Origin of the sequence: Phaeobacter sp. S60, assembly GCF_000826845.1 — a bacterium.
In the GTDB taxonomy this organism is placed as follows: Bacteria; Pseudomonadota; Alphaproteobacteria; order Rhodobacterales; family Rhodobacteraceae; genus Phaeobacter; species Phaeobacter piscinae.
Map to the genome: position 1 here is coordinate 30,278 of NZ_JSWJ01000042.1, position 20,445 is coordinate 50,722.

General features: G+C 56.1%; 23 protein-coding genes and 1 pseudogene. 21 read left to right on the forward strand and 3 right to left on the reverse strand.

From position 1 onward, the window contains the following. Nucleotides 1-40 precede the first annotated feature (40 nt). Both OO25_RS21905 and OO25_RS21910 read right to left on the reverse strand, forming a co-directional pair. Nucleotides 41-697, reverse strand: a complete 657-nt coding sequence (locus OO25_RS21905) for an autoinducer binding domain-containing protein (protein WP_040182932.1) — start codon at nt 695-697, stop codon at nt 41-43. Nucleotides 698-861: 164 nt separating this feature from the next. Further along, entirely contained in the window at nt 862-1,176 is a 315-nt protein-coding gene (locus OO25_RS21910) for a helix-turn-helix domain-containing protein (RefSeq protein WP_040182933.1), read from the reverse strand. Between the two features lie 130 nt (nt 1,177-1,306). Here OO25_RS21910 and OO25_RS23515 point away from each other — a divergent pair, with 130 nt between their 5' ends. Then, nucleotides 1,307-1,507 carry a helix-turn-helix domain-containing protein gene (locus OO25_RS23515; RefSeq protein WP_158526322.1) on the forward strand — a complete coding sequence of 67 codons (201 nt, stop codon included), beginning with the start codon at nt 1,307-1,309 and terminating at the stop codon, nt 1,505-1,507. A 263-nt stretch (nt 1,508-1,770) separates the two neighbouring features. Here OO25_RS23515 and OO25_RS21915 read toward each other — a convergent pair whose 3' ends face one another. Next, nucleotides 1,771-2,031 (reverse strand): hypothetical protein, encoded by a 261-nt coding sequence (locus tag OO25_RS21915; protein ID WP_040182934.1) that lies wholly within the window; start codon nt 2,029-2,031, stop codon nt 1,771-1,773. 589 nt (nt 2,032-2,620) lie between these two features. Here OO25_RS21915 and OO25_RS21920 point away from each other — a divergent pair. From OO25_RS21920 to OO25_RS22025, 20 genes and pseudogenes are all read left to right on the forward strand, one after another. Then, nucleotides 2,621-3,055, forward strand: coding sequence for a hypothetical protein (locus OO25_RS21920; RefSeq protein WP_139044826.1), 435 nt, complete (start codon nt 2,621-2,623; stop codon nt 3,053-3,055). After that, nucleotides 3,055-3,519, forward strand: coding sequence for a helix-turn-helix domain-containing protein (locus OO25_RS21925; protein ID WP_082035401.1), 465 nt, complete (start codon nt 3,055-3,057; stop codon nt 3,517-3,519). The genes OO25_RS21920 and OO25_RS21925 overlap by 1 nt, the downstream gene beginning before the upstream one ends. After that, on the forward strand, nt 3,500-4,156 hold the full coding sequence (locus tag OO25_RS21930; protein WP_242407096.1) for a hypothetical protein: 657 nt from the start codon (nt 3,500-3,502) through the stop codon (nt 4,154-4,156). The genes OO25_RS21925 and OO25_RS21930 overlap by 20 nt, the downstream gene beginning before the upstream one ends. A gap of 185 nt (nt 4,157-4,341) precedes the next feature. Next, nucleotides 4,342-4,926 (forward strand): hypothetical protein, encoded by a 585-nt coding sequence (locus OO25_RS21935; RefSeq protein WP_040182940.1) that lies wholly within the window; start codon nt 4,342-4,344, stop codon nt 4,924-4,926. Further along, a complete protein-coding gene (locus OO25_RS21940; RefSeq protein ID WP_040182942.1) occupies nt 4,923-5,678 on the forward strand; it encodes a hypothetical protein in 756 nt (251 codons plus the stop codon). The genes OO25_RS21935 and OO25_RS21940 overlap by 4 nt, the downstream gene beginning before the upstream one ends. 592 nt (nt 5,679-6,270) lie before the next feature. Then, nucleotides 6,271-6,729: a hypothetical protein gene (locus tag OO25_RS21950; protein ID WP_040182943.1), complete on the forward strand. Its 459-nt coding sequence runs from the start codon at nt 6,271-6,273 to the stop codon at nt 6,727-6,729. Between the two features lie 185 nt (nt 6,730-6,914). Beyond that, nucleotides 6,915-8,492, forward strand: a complete 1,578-nt coding sequence (locus OO25_RS21955) for a terminase large subunit (protein ID WP_255352607.1) — start codon at nt 6,915-6,917, stop codon at nt 8,490-8,492. After that, nucleotides 8,489-9,700, forward strand: a complete 1,212-nt coding sequence (locus tag OO25_RS21960) for a phage portal protein (RefSeq protein ID WP_040182947.1) — start codon at nt 8,489-8,491, stop codon at nt 9,698-9,700. The genes OO25_RS21955 and OO25_RS21960 overlap by 4 nt, the downstream gene beginning before the upstream one ends. Next, nucleotides 9,700-10,170, forward strand: a pseudogene (locus tag OO25_RS21965) (HK97 family phage prohead protease); the annotation flags it as partial. The gene OO25_RS21960 and the pseudogene OO25_RS21965, both read left to right, overlap by 1 nt. A gap of 228 nt (nt 10,171-10,398) precedes the next feature. Continuing rightward, nucleotides 10,399-11,601 (forward strand): phage major capsid protein, encoded by a 1,203-nt coding sequence (locus OO25_RS21970; protein WP_040182951.1) that lies wholly within the window; start codon nt 10,399-10,401, stop codon nt 11,599-11,601. Between the two features lie 70 nt (nt 11,602-11,671). Further along, entirely contained in the window at nt 11,672-11,962 is a 291-nt protein-coding gene (locus OO25_RS23105; RefSeq protein ID WP_175304869.1) for a hypothetical protein, read from the forward strand. A gap of 59 nt (nt 11,963-12,021) precedes the next feature. Beyond that, entirely contained in the window at nt 12,022-12,582 is a 561-nt protein-coding gene (locus OO25_RS21980; RefSeq protein ID WP_242407097.1) for a hypothetical protein, read from the forward strand. Continuing rightward, the gene (locus OO25_RS21985; protein ID WP_040182956.1) at nt 12,579-12,935 is read left to right on the forward strand and encodes a head-tail adaptor protein; all 357 of its coding nucleotides are present in this window, start codon (nt 12,579-12,581) and stop codon (nt 12,933-12,935) included. The genes OO25_RS21980 and OO25_RS21985 overlap by 4 nt, the downstream gene beginning before the upstream one ends. A gap of 16 nt (nt 12,936-12,951) precedes the next feature. Further along, nucleotides 12,952-13,407, forward strand: coding sequence for a hypothetical protein (locus tag OO25_RS21990; protein WP_040182957.1), 456 nt, complete (start codon nt 12,952-12,954; stop codon nt 13,405-13,407). A gap of 399 nt (nt 13,408-13,806) precedes the next feature. Beyond that, entirely contained in the window at nt 13,807-14,142 is a 336-nt protein-coding gene (locus OO25_RS22000; protein WP_040182959.1) for a hypothetical protein, read from the forward strand. A 64-nt stretch (nt 14,143-14,206) separates the two neighbouring features. Continuing rightward, nucleotides 14,207-14,653 (forward strand): hypothetical protein, encoded by a 447-nt coding sequence (locus tag OO25_RS22005; protein ID WP_040182962.1) that lies wholly within the window; start codon nt 14,207-14,209, stop codon nt 14,651-14,653. Nucleotides 14,654-14,740: 87 nt separating this feature from the next. After that, nucleotides 14,741-15,211: a hypothetical protein gene (locus OO25_RS22010; RefSeq protein ID WP_040182963.1), complete on the forward strand. Its 471-nt coding sequence runs from the start codon at nt 14,741-14,743 to the stop codon at nt 15,209-15,211. Between the two features lie 137 nt (nt 15,212-15,348). Continuing rightward, nucleotides 15,349-15,651 (forward strand): hypothetical protein, encoded by a 303-nt coding sequence (locus OO25_RS22015; RefSeq protein WP_242407098.1) that lies wholly within the window; start codon nt 15,349-15,351, stop codon nt 15,649-15,651. A 44-nt stretch (nt 15,652-15,695) separates the two neighbouring features. Further along, the gene (locus OO25_RS22020) at nt 15,696-20,264 is read left to right on the forward strand and encodes a hypothetical protein (protein ID WP_040182966.1); all 4,569 of its coding nucleotides are present in this window, start codon (nt 15,696-15,698) and stop codon (nt 20,262-20,264) included. Next, nucleotides 20,261-20,445 (forward strand): hypothetical protein (locus OO25_RS22025; RefSeq protein ID WP_040182967.1); only part of this gene is annotated, 185 nt, incomplete at its 3' end. The genes OO25_RS22020 and OO25_RS22025, both read left to right, overlap by 4 nt.

The following is a 20,445-nucleotide window of genomic DNA, read 5'->3' on the forward strand; positions in this document are numbered from 1 at the left end:
GAATCCAAGAGCAGTTTAAGATTTAAGCTTTCGACTTTCTCTATACCGTTCGGTAAGGGCTGAATGCACCTTCACGGATAGCTATTACAACCGCCTGGGCGTCTGTCTTGGCGCCAATCTCGTCAAGCGCGTTCACCCGCCTTGCGCGAGCGCCTGAGTAGGTTAGTCCCAGAACTTCGGCGACATCGTTCAATTTTCCACCCTGTGAAATCGCCGACAGATAATCCAAAGTTCCTTGCGATAGTTTTAGCGTCCTGCGTTCTTCAAGCGAACTCAAAGTTGCTAGGCTCAACGCGTCCATGCATCTATCGAGAGTGGCATCCGACGGCGGGCAACCTTTGCGATGAGATATGCTTGCAATGGTCTTGTGCCCTTCGATTTCGAGAGCGAAGCAAACACCGTCTTCAATTCCGAATGACCTTGCCAGTTCGAAGGATGCCGCGTCCCAACCTTGCCTCTCCAGCTCAGACCAGCCGATACGACCATTGCAAGTCAAACCGTACCTCAAGGTGGCATCCCTTAGGGCCATATCCTTCTCATGGTAGGCTTCCAAGAATGTGGGAGGATAAGTGAAGTGGGAGTATTTTGGATGACCATTGTTGAACAAAATGCCGATTGCGCATCCGAAATCTGAGAAGCGCGACAATGTGTCAAAGGCTAATTTTACATGAGGGTTCATCTCAAATTCCTTGACCATAACTATCCCCTAGGTAGTATACCAAAATGTATAAATCAATATCAATTTTGACAGTGAGGCCACACGCATGACGAGTTTTCAGGACATCGCTAGCGCAATAGTCCATTCGTCCGACAGTGAGTTGCGGGCCATACGTCAGTTCTATCTGAAAAGATTGAAGGTTTTTACTTCTTCACAAGGCCATGTTGCCGAACAAACTCAGCAACATCAGAGATCACGCTCTCAGGTGCGTTCGCAAGACTGTTGATTAGCTCTTCACGGTCTGGAGAGCTAGATCGGCCGGTCAAAATGAAGGTAATGTCGACCTCAAGGGCATCGCAGATAGCTTGCAAGCGTGTCGGTGACGGATCCTGAATACGACCGGTCGTAACGCGAGAAACATAAGTCGCTGTTCCAAAAAGCTTGTTGCTTAACGCGTCAGCGGTCCAATCGCTATGCGCAAGGGCTGCTTTCAGTCTGTTTCTTGCGGCGTTGTCCATGTGCTCGGCTTAGCTCTCCCAATCAACGAAAACGGTAGTACGTATCGGTATAGGGCGCAAGACGGATTAGGCGTTGACAGTTATACGTTCGAGTATATTTATATACCTTAATGTATAAATGGCATCAAAAATGACAAACTGCATTCAAGACATCAAAACTCGACGTGAGGAACTTGGTCTCTCACAGGCGGAGCTGTGCCGTCGTGCAGGCCTCCCCTCTTCCAACTATGTCTGCCGTTTGGAGGGCGGGAAGATCGCCGGTCCTTCGCATGGAACGGTCGTGGCTATTCTCGATGCTCTTGCTGAAGCTGAAAAAGAGACTGTGAAATGACAGAGGATCCCATGAACGGTGTCTGCACAGGCGTCAGTCAAGGCGGTTTTTTCATTTGGCGCATTGCGGAACGGATCGTATCGGGCATCTGTGCGCTGCCAACTCTTTGCGCGGGTTCACCTCGTATTTCCACCCTGGTTCATCCAGCCGGTTGCCGAAACACAGAGGGCACAGAGGGCCGCCACCCTCATTGGTGCTCATATTGGGAACACGAGCGTCTGCATGTGGTCCCCGTTTCCCCCTGGATGGTATGGCTTCTTAGATTAAGCTGCTCTCAGAAGCCTGTAGGCTTCAGTTTTGGCGTCCGGGTGTTCTTCACCTTTGAATACCTCAACAACGCGGGCTGGGTTTGTGCCCAGTTTCTGCGCAATGAGTGTGACCGACACACCTTGAAAAAACATGATGTGCGCAGTGACTGCCTCAATGAAATCGAGTGCAGGTCGCTTCTTTGCGGTGACGTTCAATTTGACACCCGTAATTGGGTGTCTTTCGTATGGGGGTCCTTCCCCAAACAAGTCAGCCATGTCGGTTTTTCCTTTCGGGACGTGGTTGGCCGGACCGCACAGGGCATTAGTGGTATTGTGCCTGCGATCCTATGGTCCCGCGCTTTGCATGAGTGCGCGGGTTCCTCAGCTGGGGCGATGACTGCGAATCGTCGTCCCAGCACACAAAATATCAAATGTGGCTCCATCGTTTCTCAATCCATATTATTTGATAAACGCTGTGGAAGGTTGTCGAAGCCTTTAATTTTCAGAGGGCTAGATTACCGTAAGTATCAGATATCGATCCGTAATATGAAAATTAGCTCTCCCCGTGGAAGATTGCTGATTTCACTCTGTCTTTACGGTTTTCGGGGAGCACCCTGTGTCCAATGGTACGTGTCCCGCGTGACGGAATGGACAATAGTTCAGCACCAGATGTTCTCTCGTTCAGTTGGTTATGCGGATTTGGTTACCTCTGTAAGAAACGCAGTGGGCATAGAGGGCCGCCACCCTCGCTTCGTCGCCGATTGGGGGCAGGCGCGCCTGCATGTGGCCCCCGTATCCTCCCTGATGGAACCTTGGCGCGTTGGTGCAGTTTGCACTGCGCGCCCCTTTTCCCAAGGGTGGTGCCATGCTTGACCTTCAGTCCTGCGCTTTGGCGTTTCCTGACCGGCCCGATTGGGTCTGGTTGCGCTGGTATTGGGGTATCACAGATTTGCTACGCGCAGGCGTGACGCTTGATGACGTTGCTGCGCGCGAACGGGGGCGGATCGCCTGCCTCGCCACGCCTTATTCCGACTTTCCCAGCGGTCCTGTGTTGGCCGCTGACTACGCGGCGGAATGGGCGGGATTGTTGAGTGGGGCAGGGCTGCTGCCCTTGTCGCCTGCGCTATCGGCATTTGAGACCGGCGCGGCCAGCGCTGAGATTGATCCAGTTTCTCGCGTAGCCGAGATCGTCGTGGTGCCGCCGATCGAGGGTTGGCGTCAGTCGGCAGAGGTCTGGCGCTCTGTCTGCACCGGACTGGGCGCGATGCGGCCTGTGTATCTGCTGAATGGGGGTGCCTGATGTCTGATATTCTCGCCTCGGTCCCGGCTGGCGCGTCTCGGACATCGCCACGTCGGCAGCGCCGTTTGATGTCACGCGAGGTCGTCCAGGCCGTCGCCGACTACTATCAGCTGAAGGCGGATGTGCTGATCGGGCCTGACCGGTCACGGCGAGTGTCCTGGCCGCGTCAAATGGCGATGGTGATGCTGCGCAGGCATACGCAATTGGGTGTCTCGGCCATCGCTTCGGCCCTCGGTCAGCAGTGCCATACGACTGTGGTCTATGGCTGTAAGCAGGTGGCCAAGCGGCGTGAGCAATCTGCCGACTGGGACTCCGATTTCAAAGAGCTGGACAGGCTGCTTCTGCAGCGTCGGGGCGGGGTTGAGTTCGTTCGACACAGCCACGCGCATGGGCGTGCGTTTCAGACGGTTCGTAAGAAAAACACTGAGCAGCAGGGAGGTCAGAATGGACGGCCAAATCAATGACGTGGTGCAGGCGATGCCTGACCCATGGCCGCTGAAACTGGGGGAAACCCTATCGTCACATGACTGGTTTCCGTTCCATGGGCATCAGTTCCTCGGTTCTTCCTTCGTACGCACCTCGGTGATGGCGGGGCGGCGGGAAGACATCGGCACCGCCGTGATCCTTCAGGCAGAGGCCATGCGGGAGGACCCAGCAGGCACCCTGCCGACCGATGATATCGAGTTGGCCGACCTCGCACGGTTTCGCAGCGTGGATGAGTGGTTGCAGGTGCGGGCGCGGGTCTTGAAGGGGTGGATCACCGTGTTGGTCGAAGATCCCAGGACGGGGGCAATGAGCGAGCGCCTCGGCCATCCTGATATCGAGGACGTGGTGAAGGATATGTACAAGCGCAAGCGCGGCAGGGACGCTGCGCGGGATTCCTCACGTATGGCGCTGAAGCGGCACAAGATCCGCACCAAGATGCAGGAAATGGGTGTTCCCGAGCATATGGCTGCGGACAAGGGTGCAATCCAGATGTTGGCTGAGCATTTCGATCATGCTGACATCTACATCACGCCCGACAACCTGCGCGCGGCCATGGCCGAGGTGCTGGGGTATACCGGCGCTGTGACGCCGCTGTCGGCGCATCGGCGCACGTGAAATCCTACTGAAATACAACTGAAATGATTTCACTACATTTCAGCACGATTTCACCCGGCAAGTGAAATTGCCCTACAGAACAGAACAGCACAAAACAGAATAATACAGAACACCTTACTAGCGCAGAACTCTGGCGGGACGCCTGTGGATAACTTGGAATTGCTTAGAAGAAAGGCAGAGCAGACATGGACGCTAGAGAGCAGCATGCAGGCGAAAAGCGGGTGCGGGAGCACCTGATTGATCCGCTGACCCGGTTGGGGTTGGTGAAGCCATCGGGAATGACCGTGGCGCAGTTCAAGGTGATGCAGGACGAACTCTGCGGCAAGCTGGCCTATATGACGGATCTGAACCTGCAGGCGTTGGCCGAACAGGTTCGATCAATGCCCAGCGGCAAGAGCAAGGATCGGTTTCCGATTGCCGCCAAGGTGCTGGGCTGGGCGGCGCAGATCCAAGCGCCCGCCGATGACGCATCGCCCTTGTTTCGCGCGGTGTTCGGCGGTGCCCTCGGCAAGGCTGCGATGGCGGAGGATTTCGCGCCGGAACTGTTGGCGCATCTGCGGAGCCATCGGGTGTGGCCGCGCGAATACGATGTGCGCCAGATCCGCGAGCGGTCAGTTGAGGTCAAGCGGCGCATCACTCGGATGACCGAGGCCGAACAGCGCGGCGGTGTCTTATCCGATGAAGATCAACGGCTGCGGGCTGCGCGGGCGCAGGCAGCAGAGAAGTGCCGGCGCATTGTTGCGATCGTCGAGAGCGGGGGTGCAGCATGACCGAACATGTGGTGATCGTCGCGCCCGATGGTGTCGCGCGGCTACAGGCTGAGGCGGATCGAATTGCCGCGATCAAGGCGCGCTGCGCTGTGCCGTTGGCCTGTGGTGATGAAATCCGGTTGGCGCCGGGGCGTGGTCCCATGATCCAGTTCACACCGCGAGAAATCCGGGCGACGGGCAATGGTGGCTTTGCGGCGGTCAAGTCAGGGCATGAAGGTAAGGATGCCGCGCGGGTCGCAGATGTGTTCGATGAAATGGAACGCGCCGCGCGTAAGGCGCATCGGGCAGTTCAGCATCGGTTGGAGCGAGAGGGGAAAGATCCGCAGCCTTATGTGCCGCCGTTCACGTCCGGGCAGATCAGTGCGGGCCGAGACTATGCCGCGCTGGTGGAGCGGGTGAGCACATCGGGTGTCAAGTGTTCATCCCTTGAAGCGGTCAATTCCAGTGGTGGCGGCGGTGATCGGGAAGAGGCGATCTTCCGTGACTTCCACCGGTTGCGCGCGCTGCAGCGTAGGATCGGCGATGGGCTGGCCAAGGAAGTGCGGCGTATTCGTCCGTCACAGAACGGCGGGCGCAAGCGGTCGGCCATCTATGTTCGGCGACTTGTTGACTTGGTGTGTCTTGGCGATCTGCCGCTGGAAGGCGTCTTGGCTTCGCATGGCTGGGCAAAGAACGGGCAGGCAGTTGGTGCGCTGCGCCTATCTCTCTGTGCAGCTCTGGACAGAATGCAGGGCTATGATCTGGCAGGTTGAAAAAGGGTGTTGACACTTAAGTCACCTGCGAGGCATGAATAGTACATCATCACGAAATGCGCCCACGGGAAACCGGCGGGCGCTTTTGCGTTGTATCATCTGAAATCTGCGAAGGGGGCGCTGGATGCCAAAGAAGCCCTGCGCGCATCAGGGATGTTTCCGCCTGGTCGAGGTCGGGACTGGCTACTGTGATGCGCATGCGCGGTCGGAGAAGCGGGAGCGAGACAGGCCCTCTGAGGTAAAGCAGCGAACCGCGAGACCGAGCCGCAAATGGTACAATAGTGCTGGTTGGCGGGGCAAAGATGGCAGGCGTTTGAAGCAACTTGATGCCGAGCCGTTGTGTCGCCTTTGTCCTGACCATTCAAAGCGATTGGCTACCGTCGCGGATCACGTGGTCCCGCACCGGGATGACTATGGATTGTTTTGGTTCGGTGCGTTGCAGTCACTTTGCAAGAGCTGTCACGACATTAAGAAGCAGCGGGCTGAGAGGCGCGCTGTCAAGGGAGGGGGGCTCTGAAAGTCTGGAACCTCCAAGGCTGAAACCGGCGCTAGTAATCAGATTTTTCCGCGCACAAATTTATAGGGGGGGGGTATGCTTCACACTGGCACGGACATTCAAAAACTTGTCAACCTACTTGGTGGCTGGCCTCCTCATTTTGACGACGTCGAGAAGGCGCATGGTGAAAGTCTCTTGCGCTATCTGAAGCGCGATGGGCTGATTGATGAGCCTGTTTTTGGGCAAGTGGTTCGCTACGCTATCCATCGCGCGGCGTTCGACCGGCTTTCGGTTATGATTGTCGATGAGGGCTTTGATGCGTGCGAAGGAAACTTCATGTCCGGGCTTTCACAGCAGCGCGCTGCCCATGAAAACCGGCTCGCGGTCTTGGAGCGCGATCTTCTCGGAACGCCTTATGTTCGTGCCAAGCAGGGCCAGTCCACTCAGACCTCTTTCATGGGATTGCTCGACGAGCCGACGTCAGAGGAAGCAACGTCAGGCGGTAAGGTTATTACCCCCTTCCGCCCCCTGACGCGCAAGCGCGGTCCGTCTTGATGCTGGATACATCGTTTTCAACGCCGGTGACCCAGCGCGGGCTGGATTGGGCGGATGATGTTTTGGCTGGGAATGTACCGTCCTGCCACCGGATTCAGCAGGCCTGCAAACGGTTCAAAGATGATCTTAAGCGGGCCGGAACAGATGAGTTCCCTTATGTGTTCGATGGCGAGGCCTCAGAGCACATGTGTGCCTTTATCGAGGCATTGCCGCATATTGAGGGAGCCTGGGCGGCGCGCGGTGATTGCCTGACGTTGCTGCCTTGGCAGGCCTTCATGATCAGCCAGATTGGTGGCTGGCGTCATATGGTGACGGGGCTGCGACGCTTCAGGACAGCCTATGTTGAGGTGCCGCGCAAGAATGGCAAGTCCACGCTATTAGCTGGTGTGGGTCTCTACTTTCTGGGACCAGATGGCGAACCGGGTGCCAAGGTCTATTCGGCGGCGGCATCGACGCATCAAGCACGGATTGTCTTTGATGCGGCGCGCGTCATGGCGGTGACTGGCGAGGCTGACGGTGTGGGTCTGGATGAGGTGCTGGGGCTAACGGTCGAAGAGCATAAGATAAAGACGCAGGATCCGGCGGCGGTGTTCCAGCCGATTGCGAGCCAGACGAAATCCAAGGATGGCAAGAATCCGCATTGCGCGATCGTGGATGAGCTGCACGAGCACGATAAGCGTGATGTCTGGGATTCTATGGCTTCGGCCCTTGGGGCGCGTGAGCAACCGTTGCTGATTGCCATTACGACAGCAGGTTATAACACTGGTGGCATTTGTTTCGAGCAGCGTAAGTACCTGCAGAGCCTGCTGGATGGCGACCGAAAGAACGAACGTTATTTTGGGCTAATCTTTGAAGCCGATGAAGGTGACGAACCCAGTGATCCTGCAACCTGGGCTAAGGCCAATCCTAGTCTGCATACCGCAAAGTCGCTGGAATACATGCAAGACGAGTGGGAAAAGGCAGCGGCTAGTCCGGCAGCAATGGGCGAGTTTCTGCGAAAACACTTGGATATTTGGACCAGTGTTGGCGCTGCAGCCATCGATATGGAGGCATGGCGGGCCAGTGAGGACGCCAGTATGACGCTCGCGCAATATCGTGGGCACAAGGCCTATATCGGCGTGGATCTGGCCACTCGCAGAGACCCTGCCAGCGTTGTGGCATTGATCCCTGATGGTAAGCTATATCGCCTGTTTAGCTGGCATTTCCTGCCGCAAAAGGTGGTGGATGCACCGGGAAACGAGCATCTTTGGGGATGGAAAAAAGGTGGCTTGATTTACACCACTCCGGGGGCGGAGCTAGATCTCAACATTGTTGAGGCTCTGGTAATGCAGCTTGCCGGGTTGGGTGATGACACTTGGGGTTGGTCTGATGTGCCGGCGCTTGATGTTGAGATGGTTGTCTATGATGCCGCCTTTGCGGCACAGATGGCCGCCAATTGGGAAAGCGCGGGGATTACTGCTGTTGAGTTGCGATCTAGGGCGGCCAACCTGAATGAACCGTTTAACAAGCTGATTGCCAGTGTTGAGGATCACAGGGTGATCAATGACGGTAATGAAGTGCTGACCTGGATGGCAGGCAACACTCTGCAAAAGCAGGTGCAGGGCGGCGACTACATCTATCCGACCAAACAGGTGCCTGAGGATTCCATTGATGGAATGATCGCCACCATGAACGCCATCTGGCCGCTTTGTCAGGTGCCTGAAGACACCAATGAAGCGGATCGTCGCAATAGCTTCTTTGCAGCACTCGGAGCCTCTACATGACCTTGATTTCGAAGGTGCTCGCCTCAGTAGGGCTGCAGCGAAAATCCGACAGCGTTGTTAAGTGGACTGATGAGCGGGGCATGGATGGGAACGTCGGTGCAGCCGGTGAGCATGTTTCGGCACATTCCAGTTTGGGGCATTCGGCGGTTTGGGGGTGTGCGAACCTCATCAGTGGCACCTTGTCATCCTTGCCGTTTGAGGTCGTGCGCCAAACGGAAGATGGGATTGCGGAGGTTGCTGGCACGCATCCATTGCACCAGGTGATCTATGAAAGCCCGAACTACGACCAGACAGCGCTGGATTTCTGGGACTTCATGAATCTTTCTTTGGAATTGTGGGGGAATGCTTATGCTTCGGTGAAGCGTCGTGGTGACAAAGTTGTTGCACTATACCCGGTGAATCCAGATTTGATGTCAGTACGTCGTCGTGAGGATGGTCGGCTCGAATATCGCTGGACGGACGATGGCAAGCCCTTCAATGGTCTTGATCGCGATGTGTTTCACGTTCGCGGACCTGGGGGAAGCCCTCTTGGTGGGATGTCGACACTGCGATACGGGATGCAAGCTTTTTCCTCGGCTTTAGCAGCAGATCGCACTGTTGCTGGCATGTTCAGAAATGGCTTGCGACCCTCCGCCCTGATCAAGTTCAAGGAATGGCTGACGCCGGAACAGCGCGCTACGACTGAGCGTCTTGTGGAAAAATATGTCGGCGCGGCGAATTCTGGTAAACCTTTCATCGCTGAAGGCGGAATGGAATACGATCAGGTGAGTATTTCACCTGAGGATGCGCAGCTTCTTGAAACCCGGCTGTATTCTGTAGAAGAAATATGCCGTTTTTTTCAGGTGCCGCCAGTTTTGATCGGGCATGCCGGCGCGTCGACAGCTTGGCCGACCAGTGTGGATCAGCAGGTGCTCATGTTCACCAAGTTTTACCTGCGCCGCCGGGTGAAGCGGATTGAGCAGGCGGTGCGTAAACAGCTTCTAACACCTTCGGATCGGGCGGCAGGGATTTCGGCGCGGATCAATATGGATGGGCTGCTGCGCGGCGACAGTGAAAGCCGTGCCAGCTTTTATCAAACTATGATCCAAATCGGTGGGATGACGATCAACGAAGTCCGAAAATTGGAAGGTCGCAAACCTGTCGAGGGCGGTGATGTCGTACGGATGCAGATGCAGAATATCCCACTTTCAGAAACAGGAGAAAGCTGATGTCCATTGAGACAAAAGATATGGCCTTTGATCTGAAGGCGGCTGGATCAGATGGTGCAATTGAGGGCTATGCCAGTCTGTTCGGAGAGGTAGATCAAGGCGGGGATATTGTTGCCCCCGGTGCGTATGCCGCGAGCCTTTCTAAGCTGGCTGCACAAGGTCGCAAGGTGAAAATGCTATGGCAGCATGATCCCTCACACCCGATTGGTGTTTGGGAGGAGCTGCGCGAGGATGACCGTGGGCTTTGGGTTAAGGGTCGGATTTTGACCGAGGTCGAGAAAGGGCGAGAGGCGGTTGCTTTGATAAAGGCTGGCTCGATAGACGGATTGTCGATCGGTTATCGAACCATCAGTGCGCAAAAAGACGACGGCGGCAATCGCGTGTTGCAAGAGGTTGATCTCTGGGAAGTGTCTCTGGTGACTTTTCCCATGCTGCCGACTGCGCGAGTGGCCAGCAAGGGCGATGTGCCTTCAGATCTCATTGATAAGCTCAAGGCCGGGGCCCGGCTGACGGAGCGGGAATTCGAGGCAACGGTCAAGGGGCTTGGCCTCTCGAATTCACAGGCGGAGCGTGCCGCGCGCGTCCACCTGAAAGGGCAGGGGGATCCTGCTGTAGCGGAAACTGACGCGAGGGTGTTTCTAACGACCCTCATGGGTTTCTGACCCAACACTCAATCTATCATACATAGGAGGTTTCCCATGTCGGGAGAAACCAAATCTGCTGCAGAACTTGCAGTGGAAATGAAAGCTGCGTTTGAAGCAAAATTTGATGCGGTAAAGGCAATCGCGGAAGATGCTCTGGGCAAGGCCAAAGATGGCGAGAAGCTGAGCCAGTCCATGAAAGATAAGGCCGATGATGCCTTGACTGAGCTTGGTGGACTCAAGAGTAGTCTTGAAGAGTTGGAACAAAAGCTAGATCGCACCGGCGGTGGCAATGCGACTGAAGTCAAATCTGTCGGCAGTCAGTTTACTGAGAGCGAAGATTTCCAGCGCTTCAAGGATAATCCTCGCAAAAGCGACAGCGCTGAACTTATGGTCAAGGCGGATCTGACGACCACGACCGGTGGTGCAGGCGGCATGGGCTCGGCTGTGCATTCCAACCACCTGCCTGGTATTGCACCGTTGCCTCAGCGTCGGATGACAGTGCGTGGCCTTCTGATGCCGGGTCAGACGGATCAGCCCAACATCGACTATGACCGCGAAACCGGGTTTTCCAATAATGCAGATGTGGTTGCCGAGGGCGGCTTGAAGCCGCAATCTGACTTTGAGATCGAAGAAATCCAGACCCGCACCAAGGTCATCGCGCACTGGATCCGGGCTTCCAAACAGACCTTGTCCGATGTGTCGCAGATCCGCTCGATCATCGACAACCGATTGCTGTACGGGCTGTCCTTTAAGGAAGAGCAGCAGTTGCTGTTTGGCGATGGAACGGGTGAAAATCTACATGGCATCATTCCGCAAGCCACGGCCTTTGCGCAACCTGCCGGTTTCCCAGCGGGGACTTCGATTGACAAAGTGCGCTATATGGCGTTGCAGGCGGTGCTGGCTGAATATCCCGCCACCGGTATCGTTATGCACCCTGCGGACTGGGCGTGGATCGAAACCCTGAAGGATGGTGAGGGCCGATATATCATCGGCAACCCACAGGGCACGTTGTCGCCTACTCTCTGGGGCTTGCCGGTGGTCGCGACCCCGGCCATGGCGCTGGATAAGGTGTTGGTTGGGGCTTTCGATATGGGCGCTCAGATCTTCGATCAGTGGACGTCTCGCATCGAAACTGGCTTTCAGAATGATGATTTCACACGCAACAAGGTGACTGTCCTGGCGGAAGAGCGTCTGGCTCTGGCGGTCTATCGTGATGAATCTTTCATCTATGGCGATTTTGGACGTCAGGCGGACTAACGCCCGTTCTCTCATCAATCGGAGAGGCGGCAGGTCGCCTTTCCCTCTCTCGAATTTGGAGTGACATTTCATGGACTTTAAAGTGTTGCGCCCACACTTGGGCGACAAGCCGTATCGGTCTGGCGACGTTCGTACGGCCAAAGAGGCAACTGTATCTCACTTGGTGGACAAGGGTGTTCTTACCCCTGTGCGCCAAGGTGAACCAGCGGTTGAAACAGATCTTAAGGCGGTGACTGAACCGGGCGGCGACGGGGCGGGCCAGCAGGTTGCGCCGGAACACAAGGTGACTGCGCCGCCACAAAATGCAAGCCATGGTTCGGCACCGTCAGAGGCGGCTGGCAAAGCCAAACCCAAAGACTAGCGGGAGCGCGGTGGATGTGGCTAGAGAGGCTTACAGGGGGCGCGGTCAACCTCATCACTTTGGCGGATGCCAAGGACAAGCTGCGCATTATTTCACCAGAAGGGGAGGACCCGGAACTGGATGCGGAAATCTCGCGAGCCATCGCCTCCGCATCTGCGGCGTTGGATGTAGACCAGGATGGCTTCGGCGGGCTGGGATTTCCTCTGGTCTCACAAACTTGGGTGCGAAAGGGGGCATGTTTTGACGATCAATTCCTGCGTTTGCCCTTCGTGCGCATCCGCTCAGTTGAGGCTCTGAGTTATCAAACAGAGGCGGGTTCAGTTGCAACAATTCCGGCGGAACGCTACGCGCTGGTTGGGCGTGGCCGGTTGCGCCAGTTGGTTGCTGTTGGCGGTCATTCGTGGCCATTGGCTGCTGATCGCCCGGATGCTGTATCGTTAGAGTTTACGGCTGGGTTTGCATCGGTGGATGAGGTGCCGGAGGATCTTAAGGCAGCAGCGCGCGAGTTGGTTAAGTTCTACTATGACCAGCCACTTGCGGACGCAGCCAAAGGCATTCCTGAACAAGTGCAACGGGGTGTTGATCGGTTAACTGAACGATATCGGGCCTTTGCGCTATGATCCGTGTCGCGTTTGACCGGCCGGAAGTGGGCGATGAGGGTGAATATGGTGGGCATGCGACAGATTTTTTTGAGACACTGATTTGTAGGGCAGAAGTGACCTACAAGCGAGGGTCCGAAGTTGTTGATGCAGCCCGCCTTCAAGGGCGCTCAGTTTTTGAGATCAAAATCCGTAAGATCGGATGCGCACCTAACATCGCTTCAGATTGGCGAATGCGAACTGTTGGCACCGGACTGCCCGACGGAAACGGGCCGGATGATGATCTGCCAGGCGCGCGCTACAACGTGCGCGAAGTGGATGCCCTCTCTGACAAAAAATGGGTTTTTCTCATCGTTGAGAGTGCCCTCTTATGACGCAGGGAGAGCGCCCATGAAATCCGTTTTGAATTTTGCCGGGGTGGATGAAATCGACGATTCCTTGGCCGCGCTGCCGCGCGCAGCAAGAAAGCCTGTCATTCGCCGCGCGTTGAAAAAACAGCTTAAACCGGTGGCACGGGAAGCAAACAATCTCTGGGCCGGTGCGGGTCAGGAAGCCTTCGGGGTATCAGAAAAGCTGCGCCAAGGTCAGCCAAAGGTCAGCCCATCGAACACAGCTGTTACGATGTATGTCGGTTCTACCGAGGCAGCGCCACATGCTCACCTGGTCGAGTTTGGAACTGAACCGCGATATCACAAGAGCGGAAAATATGTTGGCGCGGTTGCTCCGGATCCCAGCCTTGGACCGGCTTGGGACGCCCATAAAGATCTTATCTTGAGTGGGATTGCCGAAGAAATCGGCAAGGAAATTGAAGCCACATTGAACCGTCGCGGCGCGCGGGGGCGATGATGGAACGTTACCTCCTGCAACTCCTCCAGTCGGCTCTGAGTGTTCCGGTTGAATGGGGGAATTTTCGCGATGGGCAGGGCTTGCCGCGCGTGTCATTGACGCGGGTTGGCGGGCGACGTGATCAACATTTGGCCAGCAACGGGCCTATGCGGGGGTCTGTCCAGATCGATTGCTGGGGCCGCGATGTAAATGAGAGCATCCCAGTTGAAAAGGATGTGCGGGCGGCGCTTGAGGGCCATCTAGGCGGTCCCCTCCTGAATGTTCAGCTGACTTCAATTCGTGATGGGTTCAGCAATGATCCTGCGGCGGCGGCAAGGGTTTCTCTGACGTTTGCGCTGACCTGGCGCGAATAGAACGCCGGTAGTCCGGCACTCACAACACTGCAAAAGGACTGTTCCTATGGACACAAAATCAACCGCTCTGGCGGACAGATCAGCTGTGGCAGAAGAAAAAGCCCCGCATTCCAAGCCGTCGCGCGCCACACTTGGCACCAAACCGGAGTCACCTGTCACCGTGGTGGAGGGGGTCACGCTGGGCCGTAGCCCGATGCGGGCAAACGAAACCGCCCACCCTGTCGCTAAGTTCAAGGGATCGACAGTTCCTGAACGCGGTGACGTTTTGGAATTCAGTCTCGCAAATGGCGTCACTTATCGGGGCATCGTTGCCGACGCAACGCATGTGGACGGTGAAGTCCTCGTTGAGTTCTCAGAGGCTCTTCAGCCGAAGCCAGAGTAAGAGGCGCACAGCCTCAACAGGCGTCTAAGACGCAAGTTCCCATACATCAGAAGGAATCAATCACATGGGTTTTCAAACCGGGTCAGGAGTGATCGTTGGCATCACAAAAACGAAACCTGCCACTCACGATGCAGCGGGCTTCGATGCCGCTAGCTTCGACGTATTGGGCGAGGTCACCAATGTTGGTGAGTTCGGAAAAGAGTGGGAGGCCGTGACGCATAATCCGCTCGCTTCACGCGGCACCAAGAAAGGCAAGGGGACTTTCAACAACGGTACGCTGAACCCCACCATCGCTCTCGACAACTCTGATGCCGGTCAAGCCCTGATGAAAGAAGCCTTGGCCAGCGATGATGATTACTACTTCTCGATCACGCTTCAGGACGGCTCTGTCTATTACATGGTCGGCCTGGTCATGAAGTTTCGCCCCAATGTGGGTGGGGGTGGTGAGGTCGTCACTGCGCCCACCACGATCGAATTGCAGCCCGATGAGATCATCGAAAGCACTGTCTGATCCGTTCTCGCGAACGGTTGGGCCGGGTGGAAAAGTGGTTCATTCCCCCGGCCCTTTTGAACCGCAGAACCAACAAGGAAAACACACATGGATTTCACGAAATTTGACAGCGTTGCGGCTTCAGAGCAGGGCGCGGACTATCATCTCAAATGCGCAGCTACAGGCAAACCGCTCTTTGACAATGACAAAGATCCCTATGCGGATAATGGCAAGCCTTGCCTGATCACCGTGAAGGGCCAGGAGGCCGCGTCGGTGCGTGAGCAATCCCGAATGCGTCAGAAAGCCAAGGCCCAGGAAAAGCCTTCTGCAGACGATGGCGAGGATGATTTTGTCACATTCGATGACCTTCATAACGAGGCGGTAAAGATCATCATCCCCCGGATCATCGGTTTCAAGAATATCCGCAAGGGCAAGAAAGAGATCGGCCTTGAGGATGCGGAATGGCTCCTGAACCTGAACCGGCTGAACGCGCACCCCAGTGAGGAAGCCTTTGTCAAACAGCTGAGCGACTTCAGCGCCTCGCGTGCAGGGTTTCTGGGAAACGCCTCGACCGCCTAAGGCTCTATTCCAGACATCTGGGATTCCTTGCCGCACGTCCTGAAGAGTGGCAGTCAAATCGTTTCAAGATTTGGCAAAAGCATGAACTTGAATTCGGGTTTCCAGACGTAAGCGGGGTGGAATACCTGTTGGATTTCATGGCACCGGAAATGCTCGGCTGGTGCATCTTCGATCCGATGGGTGGTGCAAGGCCGATTGCCTGGTCAGAAATCCAAGCTTTCTCATCGGCGGCGGGGCTGGATCTTGAACCTTGGGAAGCCCAGCAATTGCGCGCTATGAGCGCCGATTATGTGAGCGGGCTTCACCTTGGCAGCGATCCCTTTGTGGTCTCTCCAGCCTATGAGGACTGCCCGGAAAAAGACCCCGGTATCAAGTACGAGCGCCAGCTCATCAACGACACACTCAAGGCCGGTTTTTCGGCTCTCAAAAGCGCCTCCTGATCGGGGGCGTTTTTTCGTTTCAATGAATGGCATCCAAGGGAGTGATGGCTTTGGCTTATGAAATCGGCGCAGTTCGCGCCTCTGCCTCCTTTGATGCTGCTGGGTTCCATTCGGGCGTGCAATCAACGCGGTCCTCTCTTCGCTCTTTGAGGGGGAGTTTCGACGAAACCTCGCGCGATGCCCTGCGATCGATGAGCGCGATGGAACGTGGTTGGGATACCAATGTCAGTAAGACCAAGGCATCGGTCAAAGATCACACTCTGGCAGTCATGGGGCTGGTACAGGCAAACAGCCGCGGTTCCGCGTCAGCGCGTGCATGGGCTGCTGACCTTGATCGAAATGCCCGTTCCTTCGACAACCTGCGCGCGTCACTTGATCCGGTCTATGCTCAATCCAAGCAATATGAGGCGGTTGTCGAAAAAGTCAAAACTGCCGTCAGTAGTGGTGTGGCCAGTCAGGCCGATGCAAATCGCGTCATGGATCTGGCGGCAACCAAGTATCTTGGTCTGACCTCTGCAGCAGAGCGTATGGCTGAGGCCAAAAAGAAGGAAGCTGCCATCACAGCGGCTGCTGCACAGGGCTATCAGCGGCTGCGGGCCAGCATCGACCCGGTTTATGCAAGGAAAAAACAGCTTGAAGCCGCCGTTGAGACCCTGACCGCTGCCCAAAAAGCGGGCGTGATATCTGATCGTGAGCGCGTTGAAACGCTGCAGCTGCTGAAGCAAAATCTGGCGGCGGTTGGCCCTGCATCCTCTGGCGCGCAGAAAGGTGTGAACAAATTCGGGTATATCGCAAATCAGGTGGGTTTTCAGATTCAGGACGTGTTTGTCTCTGGCCCGATGATCGGCTGGTTTCGGGCGGTTGCGCAGCAGGCTCCTCAAGCTGCCGGTGCTTTCTCAATGCTGGGTGGCAGCATCGGCACTATTGTTCCTTGGCTTGGGACGGCTTTGGCAATTGGTGCCGCCCTGGCACCTACGCTGCTGAATATGGGTGACGCCTCAGAACGGATGTCTGAGCAGGCAAGATTGAATGCGTCAGCCGTTGATGCGGTAGTGGGCGCGCTTGATGACTACAGCAGATATTCAGAGATCGCCCGCCGTAGCACCGTCGATTTGATCGAGGAATTCGGTGTCTTCGCTGAAGATGTTCGCCGAACATATGAATATCTGTCCGGTGTGTCGGTAAAGCGGGCCATGGACGCCCTGAAAACAGATAACTTTGATCTGTTTGCCAACCTCAGTGATGCGGCTTCTGTCATTACCCAAATGGATGATGCGCTGAGCGCGCTTGAGCGCAACAAGGCACTTGGTGCGACCTCTGAACAGGTGCAGATATTCCAAGAGAATTTCGAAGCTTTGGAAGATGAGGCGTATATTGCGGCTCAGGCGATTGGCCTTTTGCCGGAGCAGGTGATGGCCATCAAATCCGGTTTCGATGAACTGAAAAATGCGCAAGGGTTGGAGGATATCCGACGACAGGCGCAAAACGCACTCGATGTGATCCAGAAAATATACCCCGAAGGTGTCAAGATCCCTTCGGCGTTTACTGCGGCTGTTACTCAGTTGAAAGGTGTCATTCACTCCGCTTCAGCGGCGGTCTCGGAAACCCAAAAGGCGAGTGGGGAGACTTTCAACTGGGCTGCGGCTCTATCGGGTGTGAATGCGGAGGTGAGCGCAATCATGAGATCGCTGTCTGCCATCGGCGGCGGGATCTTGAGCAATGCAGCAAAGCAGACCGAAATTGATGCTCTGCGGGCTGGCCAATCGATCAAAAGCGCAGCCGTTGAAGCCGAACGCTTTCGCAAAGAGCTGGAATTCGATGCGCGCCGTCAAAACGCTCAGACTTGGCTGGAGAAATTGGCCGTTGATGCGGAAGCCGCTCAGTATGCGCATGGTCTCGCACTTGATGCGACCCTGGACAAAGAGCGCACGGTTGCTCGTGAGAGAGAGCGCAATCTCAAGAAGGTTTCGAGCGCCAGTGCCAAGTCGACCAATCAGCTGAAAAAAGAAGCTGCGGCAGTTCGTTCCAGTCTCAGCCCGATTGCGCGGTACAATGATGAGTTGGCCGAACTTGCTAAGCTCAAGGGGCTACTCTCTGACGAAGAGATGGCCAAGGCAGTCGCCAACATGAACGTGGAATTGGCGGATTCCCTGCCGCTGGTGGGCGATTTAACCGATACCCTCACAGAGGGGCTATTCAATGGGTTCAAGGGCACATTGGATAGCATGGGTGATATCTTCAAGCGTTGGTTGATCCAATTGATCAGCACTGCTGCCAAAAACCGGATCATGCTTTCTTTGGGGTTCGGCGGTTCGCTTGCTGGAAATGCTGCCTCAGCATTGGGCGGATTGGGCGGCGGTGGTGCTTCTGGCGGCGGCGGTGGTAATCCGGCTGGTGGTTTACTTGGTCTCAGCGGTTTGGGCAGTAGCCTCGTCAGCGGTTTTGGCTTGGGTGCCTCTACTCTGTTTGGCGGTGGCCTTAGTGCATATACCGGCCTCCTAGGTGCCCAGGGTGCCGCGGCTTTGACGGGTTCGCTAACCTCAATCGCAGGCTTTGCTGGTGCTCTTGGTCCAATCGCCATTGGCATTGCCGTTCTGGCTAAGGGCCTGTCACGAGAATACGACGGGCGCGCGGTACGTGGATCTCTTGGACCGGACGGGTTTGACGGTTTCGAATTCGATTTCTGGGATGGTGGATTCCTGCGCGGTGACAAGCAGGTCAACTATGATACGCGACCTGAGATCCAGAAACTTCTGGACGACGGTGCTGACGCGGTTCGCACCAATGTCGAGAAGATGGCGGAAGCGATGGGCCTTGGGGCCGATGCGATCAAGGAATTCACTGCTGAAGGGTTCACGATCTGGCTGACAGGCCAGAATGCCGGCAGTCAGGAACAGATCGCAAAGGCATTCGAGGAACAGCTGACAAAGCTCGGCGACGGCATGGCCGATCTGGTCTTAGAGACGGAGGACTATGCCAAAGAGGGTGAGGGGGCGTATGAAACACTCACCCGGCTAGGTGGGTCGCTGATCACTGCAAATGAGGGATTTGGACTGCTAAACCAATCTCTGTTCGAGGGTAGTCTCAAGGCGGCTGAAAGCGCTTCAGCACTCATGGACGCCTTTGGCGGTGTTGAGCAGTTCACAACCGGCCTCGGTTCCTACTTCGAGCTGATGTTTACCGATGTGGAACGGCAGGCCAAGCGGCAGGAATATGCGCAGAAAGCCCTTGATGAGGCCGCTGGCGAACTGAACCTGACTTTGCCGACCACCCATGAGGCATTTCGCAACTTGGTCGGTGGTCTCGACCGGACAACCGAAGAGGGGCGCACCGCCTATGTGACTTTGATCAGTCTCGCGGATGAATTCGCCGTTGTGCATGGCAACGCGCAAGAGGCAGCGGACGCGCTGGAAGGGGCAGGCGATAGCCTGTCGCAGTTGGAGGCTGAAGCGCAGAAACTCAAAGAGCAAAATATCAGATCTGCTTTGTCTGACCTGAATGCCGCGATCAAGGCGGCAACTGATGATTTGCAAAGCCAGCTCGGTATTGTTGAAGATCGGTTGCGTTTGCGCTTCAAGCGCCTGCAGGTTTCTGTCGGTGTTGAGCGCGAAGCGATCACCTCCGCACATGAGCAGCTTATTGGCACTTTGTCCGGTCGTCTGGAAACGCTCGAAGCGGCGGCAGAGGCATCGCGCGCTCTGTTTGAAACTCTGGATGAGGCGGCTCAATCGCGTCGGCGTGTAGATGCAGAGGGCGCTGAATGGGAACGTCGGCGCGCCTTGATGTATGTCCAGGGTGGCGGGTCTGATCCTGCAAAACTATCCAAGGCTCTTGGTGTGTTGGGGGAAGATAACTCCGCCAGTTTCTCCAACTATGCGGATTATCTATCTGACTATTACCGCACGTCTAACATCATTTCAGGTCGTGCCGGAGAAGCACGATCCGAGATGTCAGCTGATGAAGCGGCTGTTGATGCGCTGCAGCAGCAAATCGACCTTGCAACGCTGCATCATCAGGAAGAGATGCAGCGCCTCGATCAGATCCTGGAGGACGCTCGCCAAACTCTGGATATGTCGTTGGGGCAGTATGTTGCTGCCATCAAGGTTGAAAATGCAGTTGCGCAATTGACCCATACTGCGGATCGACATGCTCTGGTTTCCGAGCGGGTTGAGGTCCGGATGGCGGAACTTGAAACGATCCGTCTGAGTATGGAGCAGCTGGTTGAGGGTGCGCTTGGAGCGGAGAACGGGCTGCCCAGTATCAATCAGGGTGTCCAGAATGTTGTTGGCGCCGTGAACGCCCTGGGCGGTGCTATCGGTCAAATGACAGCCGGGATTGCTGCTGCGACCCGCGCGCAGGCGGAAGCAAACCGTATCGCCCAGATCAAAGCCTTAGAGCGCAAGCACATCGTCACAGAGCCTCGCTCAGCCAGCGTTGGCAGCGCGCGAGACGATGGCACCGTGTCCGAATTGCGCGAATTGCGCAAAGAGGTGGTGCGCCTGCGGGAAGGAAATGAAGGCTATCTCGGCCCGATTTCCAAGGCGACCGGAGCGACAGAACGAACCCTGAAGCGAGCAGAACGGGATCGTCAGACCACGAAGGGGGCAGCATGATCATCATCGAGCCTATTGATGTCACAGAGGCAAACATGACCACGGATGTCCCGCTGTCCGAGATCGAATGGACGGCGGGCACCACGCCAGAGGGTGAAGATCGCCGCATCGGCAAAGACCTCTATCGCGCGGTGATCGAGACCGCTGATGATCCCGTCACCGGCGTTAATGCGGATCCGCC

Bases quoted from the DNA above. Each gene is read 5' to 3' on its own strand.
- OO25_RS21955 (WP_255352607.1), top strand. From the start codon at position 6,915: ATGTGTGCCTTTATCGAGGCATTGCCGCATATTGAGGGAGCCTGGGCG.
- OO25_RS21935 (WP_040182940.1), top strand. From the start codon at position 4,342: ATGGACGCTAGAGAGCAGCATGCAGGCGAAAAGCGGGTGCGGGAGCAC.
- OO25_RS21985 (WP_040182956.1), top strand. From the start codon at position 12,579: ATGATCCGTGTCGCGTTTGACCGGCCGGAAGTGGGCGATGAGGGTGAA.
- OO25_RS23515 (WP_158526322.1), top strand. From the start codon at position 1,307: ATGACAAACTGCATTCAAGACATCAAAACTCGACGTGAGGAACTTGGT.
- OO25_RS21930 (WP_242407096.1), top strand. From the start codon at position 3,500: ATGGACGGCCAAATCAATGACGTGGTGCAGGCGATGCCTGACCCATGG.
- OO25_RS23105 (WP_175304869.1), top strand. From the start codon at position 11,672: ATGGACTTTAAAGTGTTGCGCCCACACTTGGGCGACAAGCCGTATCGG.
- OO25_RS21940 (WP_040182942.1), top strand. From the start codon at position 4,923: ATGACCGAACATGTGGTGATCGTCGCGCCCGATGGTGTCGCGCGGCTA.
- OO25_RS22015 (WP_242407098.1), top strand. From the start codon at position 15,349: ATGGCACCGGAAATGCTCGGCTGGTGCATCTTCGATCCGATGGGTGGT.
- OO25_RS21915 (WP_040182934.1), bottom strand. From the start codon at position 2,031: ATGGCTGACTTGTTTGGGGAAGGACCCCCATACGAAAGACACCCAATT.
- OO25_RS21960 (WP_040182947.1), top strand. From the start codon at position 8,489: ATGACCTTGATTTCGAAGGTGCTCGCCTCAGTAGGGCTGCAGCGAAAA.
- OO25_RS21905 (WP_040182932.1), bottom strand. From the start codon at position 697: ATGGTCAAGGAATTTGAGATGAACCCTCATGTAAAATTAGCCTTTGAC.
- OO25_RS21990 (WP_040182957.1), top strand. From the start codon at position 12,952: ATGAAATCCGTTTTGAATTTTGCCGGGGTGGATGAAATCGACGATTCC.
- OO25_RS21970 (WP_040182951.1), top strand. From the start codon at position 10,399: ATGTCGGGAGAAACCAAATCTGCTGCAGAACTTGCAGTGGAAATGAAA.
- OO25_RS22005 (WP_040182962.1), top strand. From the start codon at position 14,207: ATGGGTTTTCAAACCGGGTCAGGAGTGATCGTTGGCATCACAAAAACG.
- OO25_RS21920 (WP_139044826.1), top strand. From the start codon at position 2,621: ATGCTTGACCTTCAGTCCTGCGCTTTGGCGTTTCCTGACCGGCCCGAT.
- OO25_RS21950 (WP_040182943.1), top strand. From the start codon at position 6,271: ATGCTTCACACTGGCACGGACATTCAAAAACTTGTCAACCTACTTGGT.
- OO25_RS21910 (WP_040182933.1), bottom strand. From the start codon at position 1,176: ATGGACAACGCCGCAAGAAACAGACTGAAAGCAGCCCTTGCGCATAGC.
- OO25_RS22020 (WP_040182966.1), top strand. From the start codon at position 15,696: ATGGCTTTGGCTTATGAAATCGGCGCAGTTCGCGCCTCTGCCTCCTTT.
- OO25_RS22010 (WP_040182963.1), top strand. From the start codon at position 14,741: ATGGATTTCACGAAATTTGACAGCGTTGCGGCTTCAGAGCAGGGCGCG.
- OO25_RS21925 (WP_082035401.1), top strand. From the start codon at position 3,055: ATGTCTGATATTCTCGCCTCGGTCCCGGCTGGCGCGTCTCGGACATCG.
- OO25_RS22000 (WP_040182959.1), top strand. From the start codon at position 13,807: ATGGACACAAAATCAACCGCTCTGGCGGACAGATCAGCTGTGGCAGAA.